This is a genomic window from Vibrio sp. 1457 (assembly GCF_033340195.1).
Classification (GTDB): Bacteria; Pseudomonadota; Gammaproteobacteria; order Enterobacterales; family Vibrionaceae; genus Vibrio; species Vibrio alginolyticus.
Window position 1 is genome coordinate 174,292 of record NZ_JAWOWA010000006.1, and the last position, 16,234, is coordinate 190,525.

Sequence of the window (16,234 nt, forward strand, 5' to 3'; positions counted from 1 at the left end):
TGTTGAGCGACCGCCTCATGCATGTTCAGAGGTACGCTACCAATGATTGAGGGTTGATATTTGGACGATCAATTATAACTTCTCTGACTTATCGCTAACATTTATCTTAAGTAAGTGTGAGAGTGTATTGGCTCTTGAATTAGCGGAGGCAGATATGGAATTTACAGAGCTGGATCGAAACGCGCTCTACGACATCTGGATGTCACAAAAAGCCAAAATGCACATCACTCAAATGGAAATGGCGAAGCGCCTTGGTTTGAGTCTACACGAGTTTTCTGGCTTGTTACGTGGTAATTCTCCACTGACGCTAGGTTTTGTAAAACAGCTATGCGAGCAGCTACATGTACGTCCTGGTCAGGTGATTCCGTCTTTGACGGAGCGTGATCTATCTGCATCTGGTACCGTTTATTTACAAAATCGTGTGACGGTGGATGGCGATATCAGTAACGTGTTTATCGACGGAAACCAAGTTGTGATCGAGTACGTTCACCAAGTTAGCTAGCTTGCTCGTCAAATTATCGGGTTGAAGAGCAATAAAAAACGAGCCACTGTTGGCTCGTTTTTTCGTTTCTGTTTTGCTCGATTGCAAAGATTATGGGATTTTCACTAGCGAATCGCGTGAAAGATCCACGATAGACTTAGCGCCAGTCAGCGTCATTGCTACACGCATTTCTTTATCGTACAGATCCAGTAGGTTTTCAACGCCTGCTCCGCCTTGTGCTGCCAATGCGTACACAAATGAACGGCCAAGAAGCGTACAGTCTGCACCAAGTGCGAGCATACGAACGACATCAAGACCAGTACGAATACCAGAGTCTACGAAGATCTTAAGATCACCTTTTACCGCATCCGCAATGCTTGGTAGTGCTTTAGCACTTGAAAGTACGCCATCTAACTGACGGCCACCATGGTTAGATACCACAATGCCATCTGCGCCGAAACGTACCGCATCTTTCGCGTCTTCTTCATCCAGAATGCCTTTGATAACCATTGGACCATCCCAAAAATCACGAATCCACTCAAGATCTTTCCAGGAGATAGAAGGGTCGAAGTTTGCGCCTAACCAGCCGATGTAATCTTCTAGCTTTGTTGGTTCGCCACGATAAGTTGAGATGTTACCTAAGTCGTGCGGTTTACCAAGTAGACCCACATCCAGCGCCCAGCTTGGGTGGCGCATCGCCTGGAGTACACGACGCATGGCCGCGTTAGGGCCACTCATACCTGAGTGCATGTCACGGTAACGTGCGCCAGGAACTGGCATATCAACGGTAAACACCAGCGTTGTTACGCCTGCTGCTTTTGCACGCTCAAGTACGTTTTTCATAAAGCCACGGTCTTTAAGCACGTAAAGCTGGAACCACATTGGTCGTTCAATTGCAGGTGCGACTTCTTCAATCGGACAAACCGAAACAGTCGACATAGTAAATGGGATGCCTTTTTTCTCGGCTGCTTTTGCTGCTTGCACCTCGCCTCGGCGCGCGTACATACCAGTTAGACCAACAGGAGCTAGCGCGATTGGCATTGCCAGTTTCTCACCGAAGATCTCGGTTTCGAGGCTCAAATCTGTCATATCGCGTAGGACGCGTTGGCGAAGAGCGACATCACCTAAATCGTCAGTATTACGCTTCAGCGTGCGTTCGTCGTAAGAGCCGCCATCAATATAATGGAATAGAAACGGGGGAAGCTTGGCTTTCGCGGCAGCGCGGTAGTCAGTAGAAGCTGAGATAATCATAATGGTGTCCTAGCGGTTATTCTAAGCAAAGTTGTGGAGCAATTTGCTCTTTCGTTGAGCCTTCATCGCAAAGCAGTGAAGACATCAAAATGAGTATAGTTACCTATGGTTCACTTACGTTTGAACCGGTGATGTTGGTAACCCATTTACATAATTGGTTGAAAAATTTTTTAAATCACTCAATCAGTTATGCAAACTGGAAAGAGTGACACAGCTGTCGGGGGAATTGATGTAGCAAGCTAAATCAACATGTCGGGGTAGTAGTGCAGACAGCTGTGTCAAATTAGGCAGGGCTGCAAACCCTGCGTTTCGCGTTACTTCATTAAGACATCTGTCATTTGGAAGCCATAAATCAGCACCAATCCAATAATGCCTGTCATTACAATGTAGTAGAACGTAGGGATAATCGTCTTACGCAATGTTGCGCCTTCTCGACCAAGCAAACCTACCGTGGCTGATGCGGCAACAACGTTGTGAATCGCAATCATGTTACCTGCGGCAGCACCGACGGCCTGGAGTGATACAACAATCACACTCGAAATAGACAACGTTTGTGCCACTTCGAATTGGAACTGGCTGAACATCATATTTGATACCGTGTTTGAGCCAGCGATGAACGCACCCAGTGCACCAACGGTGGCACTCAGCGCTGGGAACGCAGAACCAACAAGGTCAGAGGCGAAGTTTGCGGTTGTGACGGGCATACTTGCTAGGTCAGCACCGTTGATGCCTGAGTTGATAAAGATACGAACCATCGGAATGGTAAATACCAAGACAAAACCCGCCCCAATCAGTGTTTTGCTTGACTCGCCAAACGCTTCACGCAATGGCTTTACACTACCGCTTTGTAACATTGCAGCAAGTAGTGCGACAAACACCAGAATGCCTCCAGGAAGGTATAACGGCTGAATCGCAGCGCTAACGCCAGTCTCACCAAGAATGTTGCTGAACGACAAACTTACGCTTTGTACAAAGCCTTTCAGCTCAGGGCTTACGCGGCTTGCGACGAGAATAACTGCCAGCATTACATATGGAACCCAAGCTTTTACGATGCTCATTGGCTTGCCCGGATTGTCGTTTAGATCGACTTTTAGCGAGCCTAACCACTCTGCAGGCCACTTGTCTTCGCTTTCGAAATCCCACTTAGTCTTTGGTACTAAGAAGCCTTTTTTCGCTGCGGTAACAACGATAGACAGACCAACCAAACCACCGATAAGTGAAGGGAACTCTGCACCTAAGAAAACACCGGTTAACGCGTATGGAACGGTGAAAGAGACACCAGCGAATAGTGCAAATGGTAGAATATCCAGACCTTCACTCCAGCTTCTGTTCTTGCCGAAGAAACGTGTTAACATCATCGCCATTAATACTGGGATCATCGTACCTACGACTGCGTGAATGACAGCAACGTGCGCTGTGATATCTTGCAGGTACATTTCCCACGTTGCACCTTGTGCGGCCAACGACTCACTGATGTTATGGGTGTCTAAACCTTTGTTTACACCTACGATGATAGGCGTGCCTACCGCGCCGAATGAAACAGGCGTTGACTGAATCATCATGCCCATAAGGACAGCGGCTAGCGCAGGAAAGCCGATTGCAACCAGTAGTGGTGCAGCGATTGCTGCCGGGGTACCGAACCCAGATGCGCCTTCAATGAACGAGCCAAAGCACCAAGCAATGATGATGGCTTGTACACGGCGGTCAGCCGAAATATCGGTAAATCCATTACGGATTGTGGTGATCGCTCCAGTGTGTTTTAAAGTGTTGAGCAAGAAGATGGCACCAAACACGATCCATAGAACAGAGACAGTAATGCCGAGTCCTTGGAATACGGAGGCCAGTACGCGATTGGCTGACATATCCCAAAACATAAGTGCGATAGCGACGGTTAGACCGAACGCAACAGGCATGGCTTTTTTAGCAGGCCAGTTGAGACCAACCAATAAGATGGCGGCAACAACAATTGGCGAAAATGCCACTAGGGCAAGTAGGGTTTCACTCATTTGTACATCCTTCGTACGCTGACTTCTCGAACGGTGTCAATCCGCTGTAGAGGTGACTTTTTGTTGTAATGGTTTTGTTAATTTGGCGTGAATTTACTCCTTTATTTTTTGTTGATATAGGGAAATAATGAAAATAATTAATTCCAAAAGTGACATAATGGTATGAGAGCAGACGACTTAATTCTATTTTCTCAAGTAATCGAACTTGGCAGCTTTAGCAAGGTTGCAGAGGCAAATAACCTTACAAATTCGGTAGTTAGCAAAAGAATGGCGAGGTTGGAGGAAGAAATAGGGGCTCAGCTATTATATCGAACAACGCGCAAATTAACCTTGACTGAGGCAGGTAAGGTGTTACTCCACAGTGCTAAAAATGTGAAGCAGGCCACTCAGGAGGCTATGGATGCTGTTGCAGGCTTTGGAGAGAATGTGAGCGGTCATATAAAAATGTCCGTGCCGTGTATCTCTGGAGATTTGATACTTGCTGATGCGGTTGCCGAGTTTTGTAACCTTCATCCGGGTCTGACTGTGGACATGTCATTGGATAACCGCTTTGTCGATTTAGTGGCTGATGGTTACGATTTAGTCATTCGAACTGGCTACCTAGCCGACTCCAGTTTGATCGCACGACATATTCTCGATTCCCAATGGGTGGTATGCGCGTCCCCTTCATATATCGCTAAAAATGGGAAACCGATCGAGCCGATTGATCTCACCACGCACAATTGTCTGCAATACGCTTACCAAACCACAGGTGCAACGGATTGGGAGTTTAAAGGAGAAGATGGCAATTACATCGTCAAAGTATCGGGCTGCTTTTCTACTGATAACGCGACCGCATTACGTAAAGCCGCTCTGGGCGGCCATGGTATAGCTTACGTCCCGCGATGCTTGGTGTATCATGATATTCGCAATGGCCAACTGGTGGATATTTTTCCTGAACTAGTAGGTAAAAAGTTGGGTATCTACGCGGTGTATCCGTTTACTCGTCAACCACCGAACAAAGTGAAGCTGCTTATTGAGCACATTCGTGACCGGTACTTAACGATATCTCATTATTTCTAGGTTCTTCATAGATTTAAAACAATGTCGTTGAAATCAAAATTGGGTGCTCTAAGGTAATCACCGCAATAAAACGATTGAAGATAAACAACTTAATAAAAACAACGGAGTAACACGGACGTTATGCATTACCCAAAAACACGTAAAGATTCTGTCGTGGACACTTATTTTGGTCACGACATTGCCGACCCTTATCGCTGGTTAGAAGATGATCGCAGTGAAGAAACCGCACAATGGGTTTCGGGTCAAAATTCGGTCACCTTCGATTTCCTTGGTCAGATACCGTACCGCCAACAAATCCGTGACTTAGTGGCGAACAGTCAAAACTACGAAAAATATTCCCAGCCATTTGTACGTGGTGACTACACCTACTTCTACAAAAACGACGGTTTGCAAAACCAAAGTGTATTGTATCGACGTAAAGGCGAGGGAGAAGCCGAGGTTTTCCTTGATCCAAATACTTTCTCCGAAGAGGGCACGACCTCTCTTGGCGAAGTCAGCTTCTCTAAAGACTACCGTTTGGTCGCGTATTCCATCTCAGAAGGGGGCAGTGATTGGCGTAAGATCTTTGTCATTGATACGGAAACCAAAGAACAGCTAGAGCCTGAGATTGTTGATGCGAAGTTTACGTCGATTTCTTGGCTGGGCAGCAAAGGCTTCTATTACTCAAGCTACGATAAGCCGCAAGGCAGCGAGTTGTCTGCTCGAACTGAGCATCACAAGCTTTATTATCATGAACTTGGTACACCTCAATCTGAAGATAAAGTGATTTTCGGTGAGTTGGATACGCAAGTTCATCGTTATGTGTCTTGTACGACGACGACAGATGATCGCTTCCTCATTATCTCTGGCGCAGAATCTACATCGGGTAATCGTCTGTTTTATATTGATTTACAGTCTGAGTTACAGGCAATTGTGACGCTGCGCGAGACAACGCAAGGAGACACCTACTTAATTGATAGCCAAGACGCAACCTTGCTGCTTTACACCAACCTAGACGCGCCGAATGGCAAAGTTGTCAGCTACAACACTCAGACAGAACAATGGGCTGACGTGATTGCTGAACAAGAACAGCCGTTAGAAATCAGCAAAGGTGGCGGTTATCTGTTTGCGACTTATATGGTAGATGTGCTTTCTAAAGTGCAGCAGTTTAACTACCAAGGTGAGTGGATTCGAGATGTACAATTGCCGGGAGAAGGCACGGCTTATGGTCTGGCGGGTAAAAAAGAAGAAACCACACTTTATTACACATTCACTAACTACGTGACGCCTCCGACGATCTTCTCATTTGATGTCGAATCTGGTGAATCGACACTGTTTCAGGAATCAAAGGCACCGTTCGATCGTAATGAGTATGAATCAAAACAGGTGTTTTATACCTCAAAAGACGGCACGCAAGTTCCGATGATCATTTCATACAAGAAGGGAATTGCACTTGATGGTAGAGCACCAACCATGTTGTATGGTTACGGCGGTTTTAACATCAGCCTCACTCCAATGTTTTCTGACAATGTGTCCAACTGGCTAGAACTGGGTGGTATTTACGCTGTCGCCAACATGCGAGGCGGCGGTGAATACGGTAAAGCTTGGCACAACGCAGGCACTCAGCAGCAAAAGCAAAACGTGTTTGATGACTTTATTGCGGCGGCGGAATACCTGATTGAAAACGACTACACGAGCTCGGATCGCCTAGCGATTCGCGGTGGTTCTAATGGTGGTTTGTTAGTTGGAGCGTGTATGACGCAACGCCCTGAACTATTCAAAGTCGCGCTGCCTGCGGTTGGCGTGCTTGATATGCTGCGTTACCACACGTTTACGTCTGGAGAAGGCTGGAAGTATGACTATGGCACGTCTTCGCAAAGCGAAGCGATGTTCCAATACTTGCTTGGCTACTCTCCTGTTCACAATGTAAAAGAAAACGTGCAATATCCTGCGACATTGGTGACAACCGCCGATCACGACGATCGTGTGGTTCCAGCACATTCGTACAAGTTTATTGCGGAGCTGCAAGACAAGCAGCAAGGCGCTAATCCAGTATTGATACGCATTGATGTTAATGCCGGTCATGGTGCAGGAATGCCGCTGAGTAAGCAAATTGACCTCACCACAGACGTGTATGCATTTACGTTACATAATATGGGTATTGAGTCGATTTAATGCCCTAGTTGTTCGAAGCTTCTGAGAATAAAAAAATGCCGCGACAGTGTCGCGGCATTTTTCATGGTTGGGGGAACTCAATTCATACTGTTTGCCAGTATTTGAGCCAGGTTGACTAAGTCTGACTCTTGAACCAACCAGTCTCGGCGGCCAAACCGAAAGGCAGCTACGCCATTCTTAAGACAAGATGAATTTATCACCTTTTCTTAATCCTAGTTTATGAATATGAAACTGTGATGAACCTAAGCCGCATTGTGCTGATTTTCATTGTTTTCAAGATCAAATGAGGCATCTATCAGTTTTTTCGTGTAGTCATTTTTAGGGTTTTGGAAAATCTTTTCGGCCGTACCTTGCTCCATGACCTCGCCCTTTTGCATGACTAGAACACGATCAGAGAGTGCTTTAACTACTGATAGATCGTGGCTAATAAACAAGTAGCCAATATTGTGTTTTTTCTGCAAATCTTTCAGAAGGTCAATCACTGTCAGTTGCACCGAGCGGTCTAATGCAGAGGTTGGCTCATCAAGCAGAATAAACGAAGGTTCAAGGATCAGTGCTCGCGCGATAGCAATACGCTGACGCTGGCCTCCTGAAAACTCGTGCGGATAACGGTTGATGGACGCGGGATCTAAGCGGACCTCACGGAGCACGTCGCGCGCTTTCTGCATACGTTCTTTTTTACTCAACATTGGTTGGTGGACAGTTAATCCTTCTGTGATGATCTCGCCGATAGTCATACGAGGAGAAAGCGAACCATAAGGGTCTTGGAATACCATCTGAACGTCTTTTTTCAGCTCAAAACGTTCTTTGTTTGTCAGCAAGGCCATATCTTGGCCTTTATATTCTATTTTGCCAGTTGAGGGCAGTAGACCTATCAAAGCTCGGCCGAGTGTAGACTTACCTGAACCGGACTCCCCAACGATCCCGAGGGTCTCTCCTTGTTTAAGCTCAAGAGAAATGCCTTTTACCGCTTCGAAGTACTCATTCTTGCTCGCAATAAAATGCGACTTTACCAAGAATTTGACTCGTATATCGTCGGCCTTTAAAAGCTGTGTAGCACTTTCGCTAATAGGCTCCTTACTGCCTTTAGGAATCGAGTTGATTAGCATACGTGTGTATTCGTGCTTTGGGTCCTCGAAGAGTGTTTGCGTTTCGCCTTCTTCGACGACTTCTCCTTTACACATCACAATGACACGGTCTGCAAAGTGTTTTACGACGCCTAAGTCATGAGTAATAAATAGGATTGCCATGCCCATCTGAGCCTGAATTTCTTTAATCAGGTGCAACACTTCTGCTTGAACCGTGACATCCAACGCTGTTGTAGGTTCGTCGGCGATCAAAATATCGGGCTCGTTAATCAGTGCCATCGCAATCATGATGCGTTGCAATTGACCACCAGAAAATTCGTGTGGGTACTTGTTGTACGCTTTTTCTGGGTTTGGCATATGAACCAATTCAAACAGCTCTAACACCTTTGCTTTTGCTGTTCGTCTGTCGACCGGGCGGTGACACATGATGGCCTCAGCGACTTGGATACCCACCCGCATGTACGGGTTTAGTGAGGTCATCGGCTCTTGAAAAATCATGCCAATGCGATCACCGCGAATACTTTGCATTTCACGCTCTGTTTTATCCAAGATGGAGCTACCCTCAAACATGATGGATGAGCTTTCATGCAAAATAGCGTTGTCTGGCAATAGTTTCATCAGTGCATTGGTTGATACTGACTTGCCAGAGCCAGATTCGCCAACGATGGACAGCGTCTCGCCTGCTTTTAAATCGAAGCTAACATTCTTTACTGCATCGACGATCCCATCGTTTGTCGTAAAGCTGACTGATAGGTTGTTCACCGAAAGAATGGTTTTAGAAGACATCACAGATCCTTGTGGTTGATAAAGCAAATGATACTCAAGCAATGGACAGCATAAATCTAGCTGGCCTCAATGCTTGAGCTTTAGATTAATTATACAGGTGAGAAGGCGAAGATTTTGCCGAACTCATTGCTTGCAAATGTAAGAACTGCTCATGCGCCCGCGTTACGTGCTCGAGTTCTATCATCCATTGAGCATTACGTTGGGCAGAGCAAAATGCCGCCATGTGAGCTAATAAGTCTTCGCTCTGTTGACCAAGTAGGTGACCTACGCGCTCAATCAGTTCATGGCTCTCTAGCTGCAAAAATTGAAATAGCGCGTAAGTTTGATTGAGTATTGAGAACGCATCATGTTGTAAGCCGAGTTTGTTGAGAATCTCTGATTGCGTCACGCTAGCATCTCTAAGTCCCGTAATGAGACATACAAATTGGCAAGGTTTAGTTTGTGCATTTTCTAGCGCTAAATGAATGTGGTTGGGTAGATTGTTGAGCACGTCGTCATATAAACGATGAGCTTCTGGCCAATGGCCTTGTTCCATCAGTTGCTCCGCTTTTAAGTAGCGCATCCAGCATTGCTCAATATTCATATCCATCTCCACAACATTTGATTTGTTTAGATATTAAATGAAATTGATTATCAATTGCAAGTGCGTGTTAATATCACTTATGTGTTCATAAAATGTCCAATCAATCTAGGGTGGAAGGTAAATCACTTAAAATTAAGCAAATAATCTCTACACTCAAATAACGAAAATAAGAAAAAAGGAAGTGGATATGGCAATACTAAGATTGAAAGCTAAGCAGCTATATTCTGTAGCAGATCTAGAGAATATGCCATGTAAGTCGACCAAGGAGTTACCTCCAATTGATGAAATCGTGGGCCAAGAGCGCGCGCAAAAAGCGGTCGAGTTTGCGATGTCCATCAAAGAGAAAGGGTATAACATCTACGCCATTGGTCAGAATGGGCTAGGTAAACGCACCATGATCTTGCGCTATCTGAATCGTCACCAGCACGATGCAGCAGCCCTGTTTGATTGGTGTTACGTTGCGAACTTTGAGGATACCCGTACACCAAAGGTATTAAAGCTGCCTTGTGGTATCGGAAATAAGCTACGTGTTGATATTGAAGCTTTAATGGGCAAATTATTGAATGCTTTACCCCTAGCATTCGACAATGAAATGTACTTTAGCCGCGCTGAGCGATTAAAAAATCAATTGGCAGCTAAGCAACAAAACGAGCTGGATCGTATTAGCCGAGAGGCAAAAGAAAAAGGCATCAGCCTAACACTGACTACACAGGGGGATTATCAGTTTGTCGCCATGAACGGTGATGAGCTTCATACGGAAGAGTCTTTTGATGTACTAAGCAAAAAAGAACAAGAGCAATTCAGCGATGCTATTGATGAACTCGAAGTGCGATTGCGCTCGATGGTTCGTGAGCTTACGGAGTGGGAAGAGACATACAGCGATAAAATCAAAAAGCTCAATGATGAAGTGACGCTTGATGTGATTACTCACTTCATCAAAAAACTCAAAGTGGATTACGCGCAATATTCCGAAATCAAAACCTACTTAACTGAGCTGCAAAAAGATATTGTTGAAAACGCAGATATCTTCCTTGACCAAAGTGGCGAGCAAGGCGAAATTGCGACGGCATCCTTGGATAAAAAATTGCCACGTCGTTATAAAGTGAACGTCTTGGTAAGCCGTAAAAGCAGCGAATTTCCTATCGTTGTTGAAGAAAATCCCAACTATCATTCACTCTTCGGGTCGATTGAGACTGCCACTTTCAAGGGAACGGTGTTTACCGACTTCTCGCTGATTCGCGCAGGGAGCTTGCATAAGGCGAATGGCGGCGTTCTATTAATGGATGCTCAGAAAGTACTTGAACAGCCTTACGTTTGGGATGGTTTGAAGCGCGCATTGCGTGCTCGTCAATTGAGTTTTACGTCTCTAGAAAAAGAAGTCACATTGACGGGGGCGGTATCACTCGATCCTGAACCGATTCCGCTTGATATCAAAATTATCTTATTTGGTGATTACCGAACTTACCAATTACTCCAACATTACGATCCAGAGTTCAGCGAGTTGTTCCGTGTGACGGCAGATTTCGAAGACGAAATGAAACGTACGCCGGAGTCTGAGCTGCATTACGCGCGCTTTATCTCTAGCGTGGTGCATGACAACAATATGTTGCATTGCGATCGCAAAGCCATTGCTCGGATCATCGAATACAGCTCACGTTTGTCTGGCGACCAATCCAAGCTATCTCTACATTCGGCTAATATCGCCAACTTGCTTCGAGAGTCGAACTACGTGGCTCGTCAAGCTAACTCTAACATGATCCGTATTGGGCATGTTGAAGAGGCGCTCAATAACCAAGAAATGCGAGTAAGCCGATTACGCGATAACGTAATGGAAACCTTTATTAACGGCACAACGCTGATTCGCACCGAAGGAGAAGCCGTAGGCCAAGTGAACGCACTTTCGGTATTGAGCACTAGTGACTACATGTTTGGTGCACCGAATCGCATCACAGCGACGACGTGTTACGGTGATGGGGATGTTATCGATATCGAGCGCAGCGTGGATTTGGGTGGCAGTATTCACTCTAAGGGCGTAATGATTTTGTCTGCCTACTTATCTTCCGTATTTGGTAAAACGGCACGAGTGCCATTAACGACAACCATTACCTTTGAGCAATCTTACGGTGGTGTTGATGGTGATAGTGCCAGCATGGCTGAGTTATGTGCGGTTGTGTCTGCTTTTTCAAAGCAACCAAACCGACAAGACATTGCGATAACAGGGTCGATGAATCAATTTGGTCAAGCTCAGCCTATTGGTGGCGTAAACGAAAAGATCGAAGGATTTTATGATGTGTGTGTAATTAAAGGTCGTCATGACGGGCAGGGGGTCATTATTCCGCGCTCTAATGTTCACAATCTAATGCTTCGTTCCGACATCGTGAAAGCAGTCGAAAAAGGCGAGTTTAATATTTGGGCGATTGACCATGTTACTGAAGCTATCGAATTGTTTACGGGGAAAGTTGCTGGTGAGCCAACCGATGAAGGTTCTTATCCAATCGATACTATTTTTGGCCTTGCTCAAGCTAAGCTCAATTCGTTGAGAAAATAGGCTAAAACCGTCCTAAATGTGAATGTATCTCATCATAAGTGAACATAATTTATCATAACGACAATATCCCGACGCCACTGTCGGGATATTGTCAATAACAGATTGAAAATGGAGAGTTTTTGCACTAGACAAAAGTGTGATCGACCTCTAATATTCGCCACTTGTTTATTCGTCTGGGATTTATCCCGTCGCAAGGAAGCATAGATATTCAAACTGCCGAAAAGTAACGTTGTTATAGGCACTGCTCGAGTTTGTTTGGATATAGACATCACGCATACAACTGAGGCCCTGTCATGCAGTTATCACTGAAAAATTTGTCAGTACGAACGCAAATTTTGGTTCCGGTATTATTTACCGCGATTGTTTTGTTTATTGCTCTTTGGATTACTAAAAACAATCTTCAAGCAGAGCAAGATGTTATTGCTTCCAACCAAGAATCTTTGGTTTTTCACAAAGACACATTGGCGAGTATTGACGACCAAATTTACCCTCTGCGCATAAGCGCGGTTTACGCTATTTACGATGCTTCTCGTCGTGAGAATTTTCTAACCGAATTGAAAGAAGGCTTAAAGCAAGTTGATGCCGATTTAAGCGCAATTGAAGCCCGAAACCTATTCCGTGACGATGCCGTTAAAGTTCGCCAAGCAATTGAATCCTATGTGCGATATTCAGAGCGCTCAGTTGCTTTCTTCAACCAATACGATCAAGGTTTGAAATCGGATAGCGAGTACCGTGCATTTGTCAAAGAGTATCGCAATGTTGGTCGAGAAATGGTCCAACAAATTAACACGCTATCAAAGCATGTAAACGAGCAAGCTGAACAATCTACTATCAGAAGTCATCAGCAAAATGAGCGTGTGCAAAATAACGCTATGTTGACGGTTTTAGCGGTATTTGCTTTCTCATTGATAGGCGCTTGGTTCCTATCTGGCATGATTGTTACACCAATCCAAAAGCTGCAAGAAGTGATGCGTCAGTTAGCAATGGGTAATCTATCAGTACGTGCAGATGTCGATGGGGACAATGAGATCTCTAAGCTGAGCAAAGATGTAAACCAAACCGCATAGCAGTTATACAACACTGTGGACCAGTTAACCCGTATTAGTGAGGAAGTTGCATCTGCATCGACCGAATTAGCTGCAGTAATGACGCAAGCGGAAGCGAACGCTCAACAAGAGTTGGCGGAGATCGAGCAAGTTGCATCTGCGGTTAACGAGCTTGCAAGTACTGCGAATAATGTGAGTGATAACGCGACCTCTGCTGACGCAACAGCGCGTGAAGCTGATGGACTTGCTCAATCAGGTTTGGCTATCTTCCAAGAAAGTGCGGAAGCAAGTGCGCAAATGTCTCAAGCATTGAACGATGCAGCGCAAGTTGTTTTGCGTCTAAAAGAGCAATCTGTACAGATCAACGATGTTATTGAAGTGATTCGCGGCGTATCTGAGCAGACCAACTTGCTAGCATTGAATGCTGCGATTGAAGCGGCGCGAGCTGGTGAGTCTGGTCGTGGTTTTGCGGTAGTAGCTGATGAAGTACGCATGCTAGCAGCGCGTACTCAAGACTCGACACAAGAGATCCAAACGATCATTGAAGAGCTTCAAGCGCAGTCTGGGCTTGCGAATGACAGTATGCAAGTCAGCCTTGATATGCTTAGCCGCAACAACGAGCTGACGCAACAAGCGAATGAGGCGTTGGTTGGAATTACCGAGTCGGTCGCCAACATCAACGATTCAAACACGCAAGTAGCAACCGCAGCCGAAGAGCAGTCTCAAGTTACTCAAGATATCAATCGCAACGTGGTTAACATGTCGGAGCTTGTAAACCAAAACGTAGCGGGCATCAGCCAGAGTGCAAGTGCGAGTACTGAGCTTTCATTACTTGCAGAGAAGCAGAAAGAGCAATTAAGTTTCTTTAAGCTTTAATTCATCATCTACTTATCAAATCTCTAAATCCCTGAGTGAATGCTCAGGGATTTTTTTGTTTGTAACAATCGGATTTATTATCAATAAGTCTATCTAAAACAGTCAGTTAACAAGATTTTTTTGCGGGCAATATCACGTTTTGTGATATTGTTTTTACATTTTTTTCGTCAATTTTTTTTTGACGCGAACATTTTTTTTAACTCAACCGATAACTTGATGGTTGAGAGGTATTCATATCGTCATTTTAAGTGGTGTTTTCTTCTATAAGCGCTGTTTATTCAACACGTTGCGTGAAAAATAACAGCTGCTACTATGCCGCCAGTTTTCTCGTTGGTACAGAAAAGTCCTGTTTTTCTGGTGAGAAAGCACATATAAAACAATGATATGGAAAATAAAAATGAAATTAAAAACTTTAGCTGTAGCAGTGGCGCTAATGGCATCAGGATCTCAAGTTGTCGCTTCAGAACTATACAACCAAGATGGCACTTCTCTTGAGATGGGCGGCCGCGCTGAAGCGCGTCTTTCTATGATGGATGGTAAGGCAGAAGACCGTACTCGCATCCGTCTTAACTTCCTAGGCAAACAGGAAATCAATGAAAACCTATACGGTGTTGGTTTTTGGGAAGGTGAGTTCAAAACAAAAGAAGAAGGTGCTGTAGATAACGATAGTGATCTTGAAACTCGTTACGCTTATGCAGGTCTGGGTGGCAAATACGGTGAAGTAACTTACGGTAAAAACGACGGCGCACTAGTGGTTCTTACTGACTTTACTGACATTATGGCTTACCACGGTAACACAGCAGCACTTAAACTGCCTGTTTCTGACCGTACAGATAACATGCTGTCTTACAAAGGCCAATTCGAGCAACTAGCTGTACGCGCTAGCTACCGTTTTGCTGATCGCACAACAGATGCACAAGGCTTTACAGACAACGAGGAAGATGGCTTCTCTCTATCTGGTGTTTACGCGTTTGCTAACACTGGTTTTGAACTAGGTGCTGGTTACGCAGATCAAAACGACAGCGATGAGTTCATGCTGGTAGCTGCATACTCTGTAGGTGACTTCTACTTCGCTGGTAACTACACTGGCGCGGATATAGATGTTGCAGGCAAGACTCTTGATTACAAAGGCTACGAACTAGCCGCTGCTTACACTATGGGTCAAACTGTATTCACTTCTACGTTCAACAAAGGTGAACTAGAAGACGCAGATACTGTAAAAAACCTAGCTGTTGATGTAACTTACTACTTCAAGCCTAACTTCCGTGGCTACGCATCATACAACTTCGATCTAATGGATAACGAAGGCGCTGATGAAAAAGATGAGCTAGCGCTAGGTCTACGTTACGACTTTTAAGTCATGACTCTTATCTAAGATACTGCCTTATTCTTAGTAAATAAAACCCCTTACTGAAAAGTAAGGGGTTTCTTGTTTTCTAGCACTTCAAAGCTTCTTGATAAGCGATAGGGGTTATCAAATCTATCTTTTTAGTGTGAGCTTAGTACCATCAAATTTGAGGTGACTGAGGAGGTTTTTAGCGTTGTTTTTACCAACCTCATCAAACTCCATTCCGTAGCGAGCATAGTGCGTTGATTTTTGTAAATTACAAATACGACCTCGCAACGGCGCTAGCATACGACTTTCTCCGGGCATCGTTAGATCCAATGAAACGTGGTCACCAACCTGAAGTGGTCGGCTCATTGGTGATGTTACAAAACGACAGCCACTACGAGATAAATCTCTTATTTCGCATTCAGTTCGATAGGCTTCTAAACAAACACGCGCTCTCAAATTTACTTCGTAACGCACTTCTTTGCGAAGCTGAAAGACCTGCATAGTGTTGGGTAGGTCTAGCACCAAAATTGGGTACGGATCGCCCAGTCGATGCTGTAATTGGGCCCGAAATGGGATAACGGCCCCTTCACCTCGATGAGAGTAGGCTTTTACATTGATCCAAAAGCCTTCTTGAAAATAGAACTTCAAGTCTTCATCGGAGATGTTCGGAACCTCTATCAATGCAGTATTATTTGAGTGACAGCCAACAAATGTGCTGGTTGTAATAAACTTTGTACCAACGGGGGTGGTGACGTTTAAGCTCACTTCACTGCCATGTTCGACCATTGCCATTGCATCGGTGCTATTTAATGTACTTGCCTGACGTTCTGGTGCCTTCTTGCTTTGCAGAGGTAGCTTGCCGTCTCTGGCAATTGGGCTCATATTTCTCATTATAATTGTCGTACCTGATGTAAGAAGGTAATCGCGTGAGGCGAAGCAGCACTCTCGCATGGTATCGATTTTATTCAGTGATATAGTTTGATTCAATCAATCTGTAACAAAAATTAGAGAGCAAGA

At 44.9% G+C, this 16,234-nt stretch carries 10 protein-coding genes and 1 pseudogene; 6 read left to right on the top strand and 5 right to left on the bottom strand.

The window, feature by feature from the left end:
- Positions 1-154: 154 nt before the first annotated feature.
- A complete protein-coding gene (locus tag R7Z41_RS08870; protein ID WP_005375109.1) occupies positions 155-502 on the top strand; it encodes a helix-turn-helix domain-containing protein in 348 nt (115 codons plus the stop codon).
- Between the two features lie 90 nt (positions 503-592).
- On the opposite strand, the gene lldD is transcribed toward R7Z41_RS08870, so the two are convergent.
- Both lldD and R7Z41_RS08880 read right to left on the bottom strand, forming a co-directional pair.
- On the bottom strand, positions 593-1,732 hold the full coding sequence (gene lldD, locus R7Z41_RS08875) for an FMN-dependent L-lactate dehydrogenase LldD (protein WP_225477330.1): 1,140 nt from the start codon (positions 1,730-1,732) through the stop codon (positions 593-595).
- A gap of 314 nt (positions 1,733-2,046) precedes the next feature.
- Entirely contained in the window at positions 2,047-3,738 is a 1,692-nt protein-coding gene (locus R7Z41_RS08880; RefSeq protein WP_005375111.1) for an L-lactate permease, read from the bottom strand.
- Positions 3,739-3,900: 162 nt separating this feature from the next.
- Between R7Z41_RS08880 and R7Z41_RS08885 the strand changes: the two genes are divergently transcribed.
- Together R7Z41_RS08885 and R7Z41_RS08890 are read left to right on the top strand one after the other, a co-directional pair.
- The gene (locus R7Z41_RS08885; RefSeq protein WP_005375112.1) at positions 3,901-4,800 is read left to right on the top strand and encodes a LysR family transcriptional regulator; all 900 of its coding nucleotides are present in this window, start codon (positions 3,901-3,903) and stop codon (positions 4,798-4,800) included.
- 120 nt (positions 4,801-4,920) lie between these two features.
- A complete protein-coding gene (locus R7Z41_RS08890; RefSeq protein WP_225477332.1) occupies positions 4,921-6,954 on the top strand; it encodes a prolyl oligopeptidase family serine peptidase in 2,034 nt (677 codons plus the stop codon).
- Between the two features lie 242 nt (positions 6,955-7,196).
- On the opposite strand, the gene R7Z41_RS08895 is transcribed toward R7Z41_RS08890, so the two are convergent.
- Entirely contained in the window at positions 7,197-8,828 is a 1,632-nt protein-coding gene (locus tag R7Z41_RS08895) for an ABC transporter ATP-binding protein (protein ID WP_225477334.1), read from the bottom strand.
- A gap of 85 nt (positions 8,829-8,913) precedes the next feature.
- The gene (locus R7Z41_RS08900; RefSeq protein ID WP_005375116.1) at positions 8,914-9,411 is read right to left on the bottom strand and encodes a hypothetical protein; all 498 of its coding nucleotides are present in this window, start codon (positions 9,409-9,411) and stop codon (positions 8,914-8,916) included.
- Between the two features lie 187 nt (positions 9,412-9,598).
- Between R7Z41_RS08900 and R7Z41_RS08905 the strand changes: the two genes are divergently transcribed.
- The 3 genes and pseudogenes from R7Z41_RS08905 to R7Z41_RS08915 all read left to right on the top strand — a co-directional run bounded on the left by R7Z41_RS08905 (position 9,599) and on the right by R7Z41_RS08915 (position 15,238).
- A complete protein-coding gene (locus tag R7Z41_RS08905; RefSeq protein ID WP_047102346.1) occupies positions 9,599-11,959 on the top strand; it encodes a Lon protease family protein in 2,361 nt (786 codons plus the stop codon).
- Between the two features lie 293 nt (positions 11,960-12,252).
- A pseudogene (locus R7Z41_RS08910) lies at positions 12,253-13,881 on the top strand (methyl-accepting chemotaxis protein).
- 397 nt (positions 13,882-14,278) lie between these two features.
- Complete coding sequence (locus R7Z41_RS08915; protein ID WP_225477336.1) at positions 14,279-15,238, top strand: porin; 960 nt, start codon at positions 14,279-14,281, stop codon at positions 15,236-15,238.
- 123 nt (positions 15,239-15,361) lie between these two features.
- Here the strand turns inward: R7Z41_RS08915 and R7Z41_RS08920 are convergent, their stop codons facing one another.
- Positions 15,362-16,108: a flagellar brake protein gene (locus R7Z41_RS08920; protein ID WP_042521645.1), complete on the bottom strand. Its 747-nt coding sequence runs from the start codon at positions 16,106-16,108 to the stop codon at positions 15,362-15,364.
- Positions 16,109-16,234 lie beyond the last annotated feature (126 nt).

Excerpts from the sequence above, each read along its gene's own strand:
- R7Z41_RS08915 (WP_225477336.1), top strand. The coding sequence starts at position 14,279 with ATGAAATTAAAAACTTTAGCTGTAGCAGTGGCGCTAATGGCATCAGGA.
- R7Z41_RS08890 (WP_225477332.1), top strand. The coding sequence starts at position 4,921 with ATGCATTACCCAAAAACACGTAAAGATTCTGTCGTGGACACTTATTTT.
- lldD (WP_225477330.1), bottom strand. The coding sequence starts at position 1,732 with ATGATTATCTCAGCTTCTACTGACTACCGCGCTGCCGCGAAAGCCAAG.
- R7Z41_RS08905 (WP_047102346.1), top strand. The coding sequence starts at position 9,599 with ATGGCAATACTAAGATTGAAAGCTAAGCAGCTATATTCTGTAGCAGAT.
- R7Z41_RS08920 (WP_042521645.1), bottom strand. The coding sequence starts at position 16,108 with ATGAGAAATATGAGCCCAATTGCCAGAGACGGCAAGCTACCTCTGCAA.
- R7Z41_RS08870 (WP_005375109.1), top strand. The coding sequence starts at position 155 with ATGGAATTTACAGAGCTGGATCGAAACGCGCTCTACGACATCTGGATG.
- R7Z41_RS08880 (WP_005375111.1), bottom strand. The coding sequence starts at position 3,738 with ATGAGTGAAACCCTACTTGCCCTAGTGGCATTTTCGCCAATTGTTGTT.
- R7Z41_RS08885 (WP_005375112.1), top strand. The coding sequence starts at position 3,901 with ATGAGAGCAGACGACTTAATTCTATTTTCTCAAGTAATCGAACTTGGC.
- R7Z41_RS08900 (WP_005375116.1), bottom strand. The coding sequence starts at position 9,411 with ATGAATATTGAGCAATGCTGGATGCGCTACTTAAAAGCGGAGCAACTG.
- R7Z41_RS08895 (WP_225477334.1), bottom strand. The coding sequence starts at position 8,828 with ATGTCTTCTAAAACCATTCTTTCGGTGAACAACCTATCAGTCAGCTTT.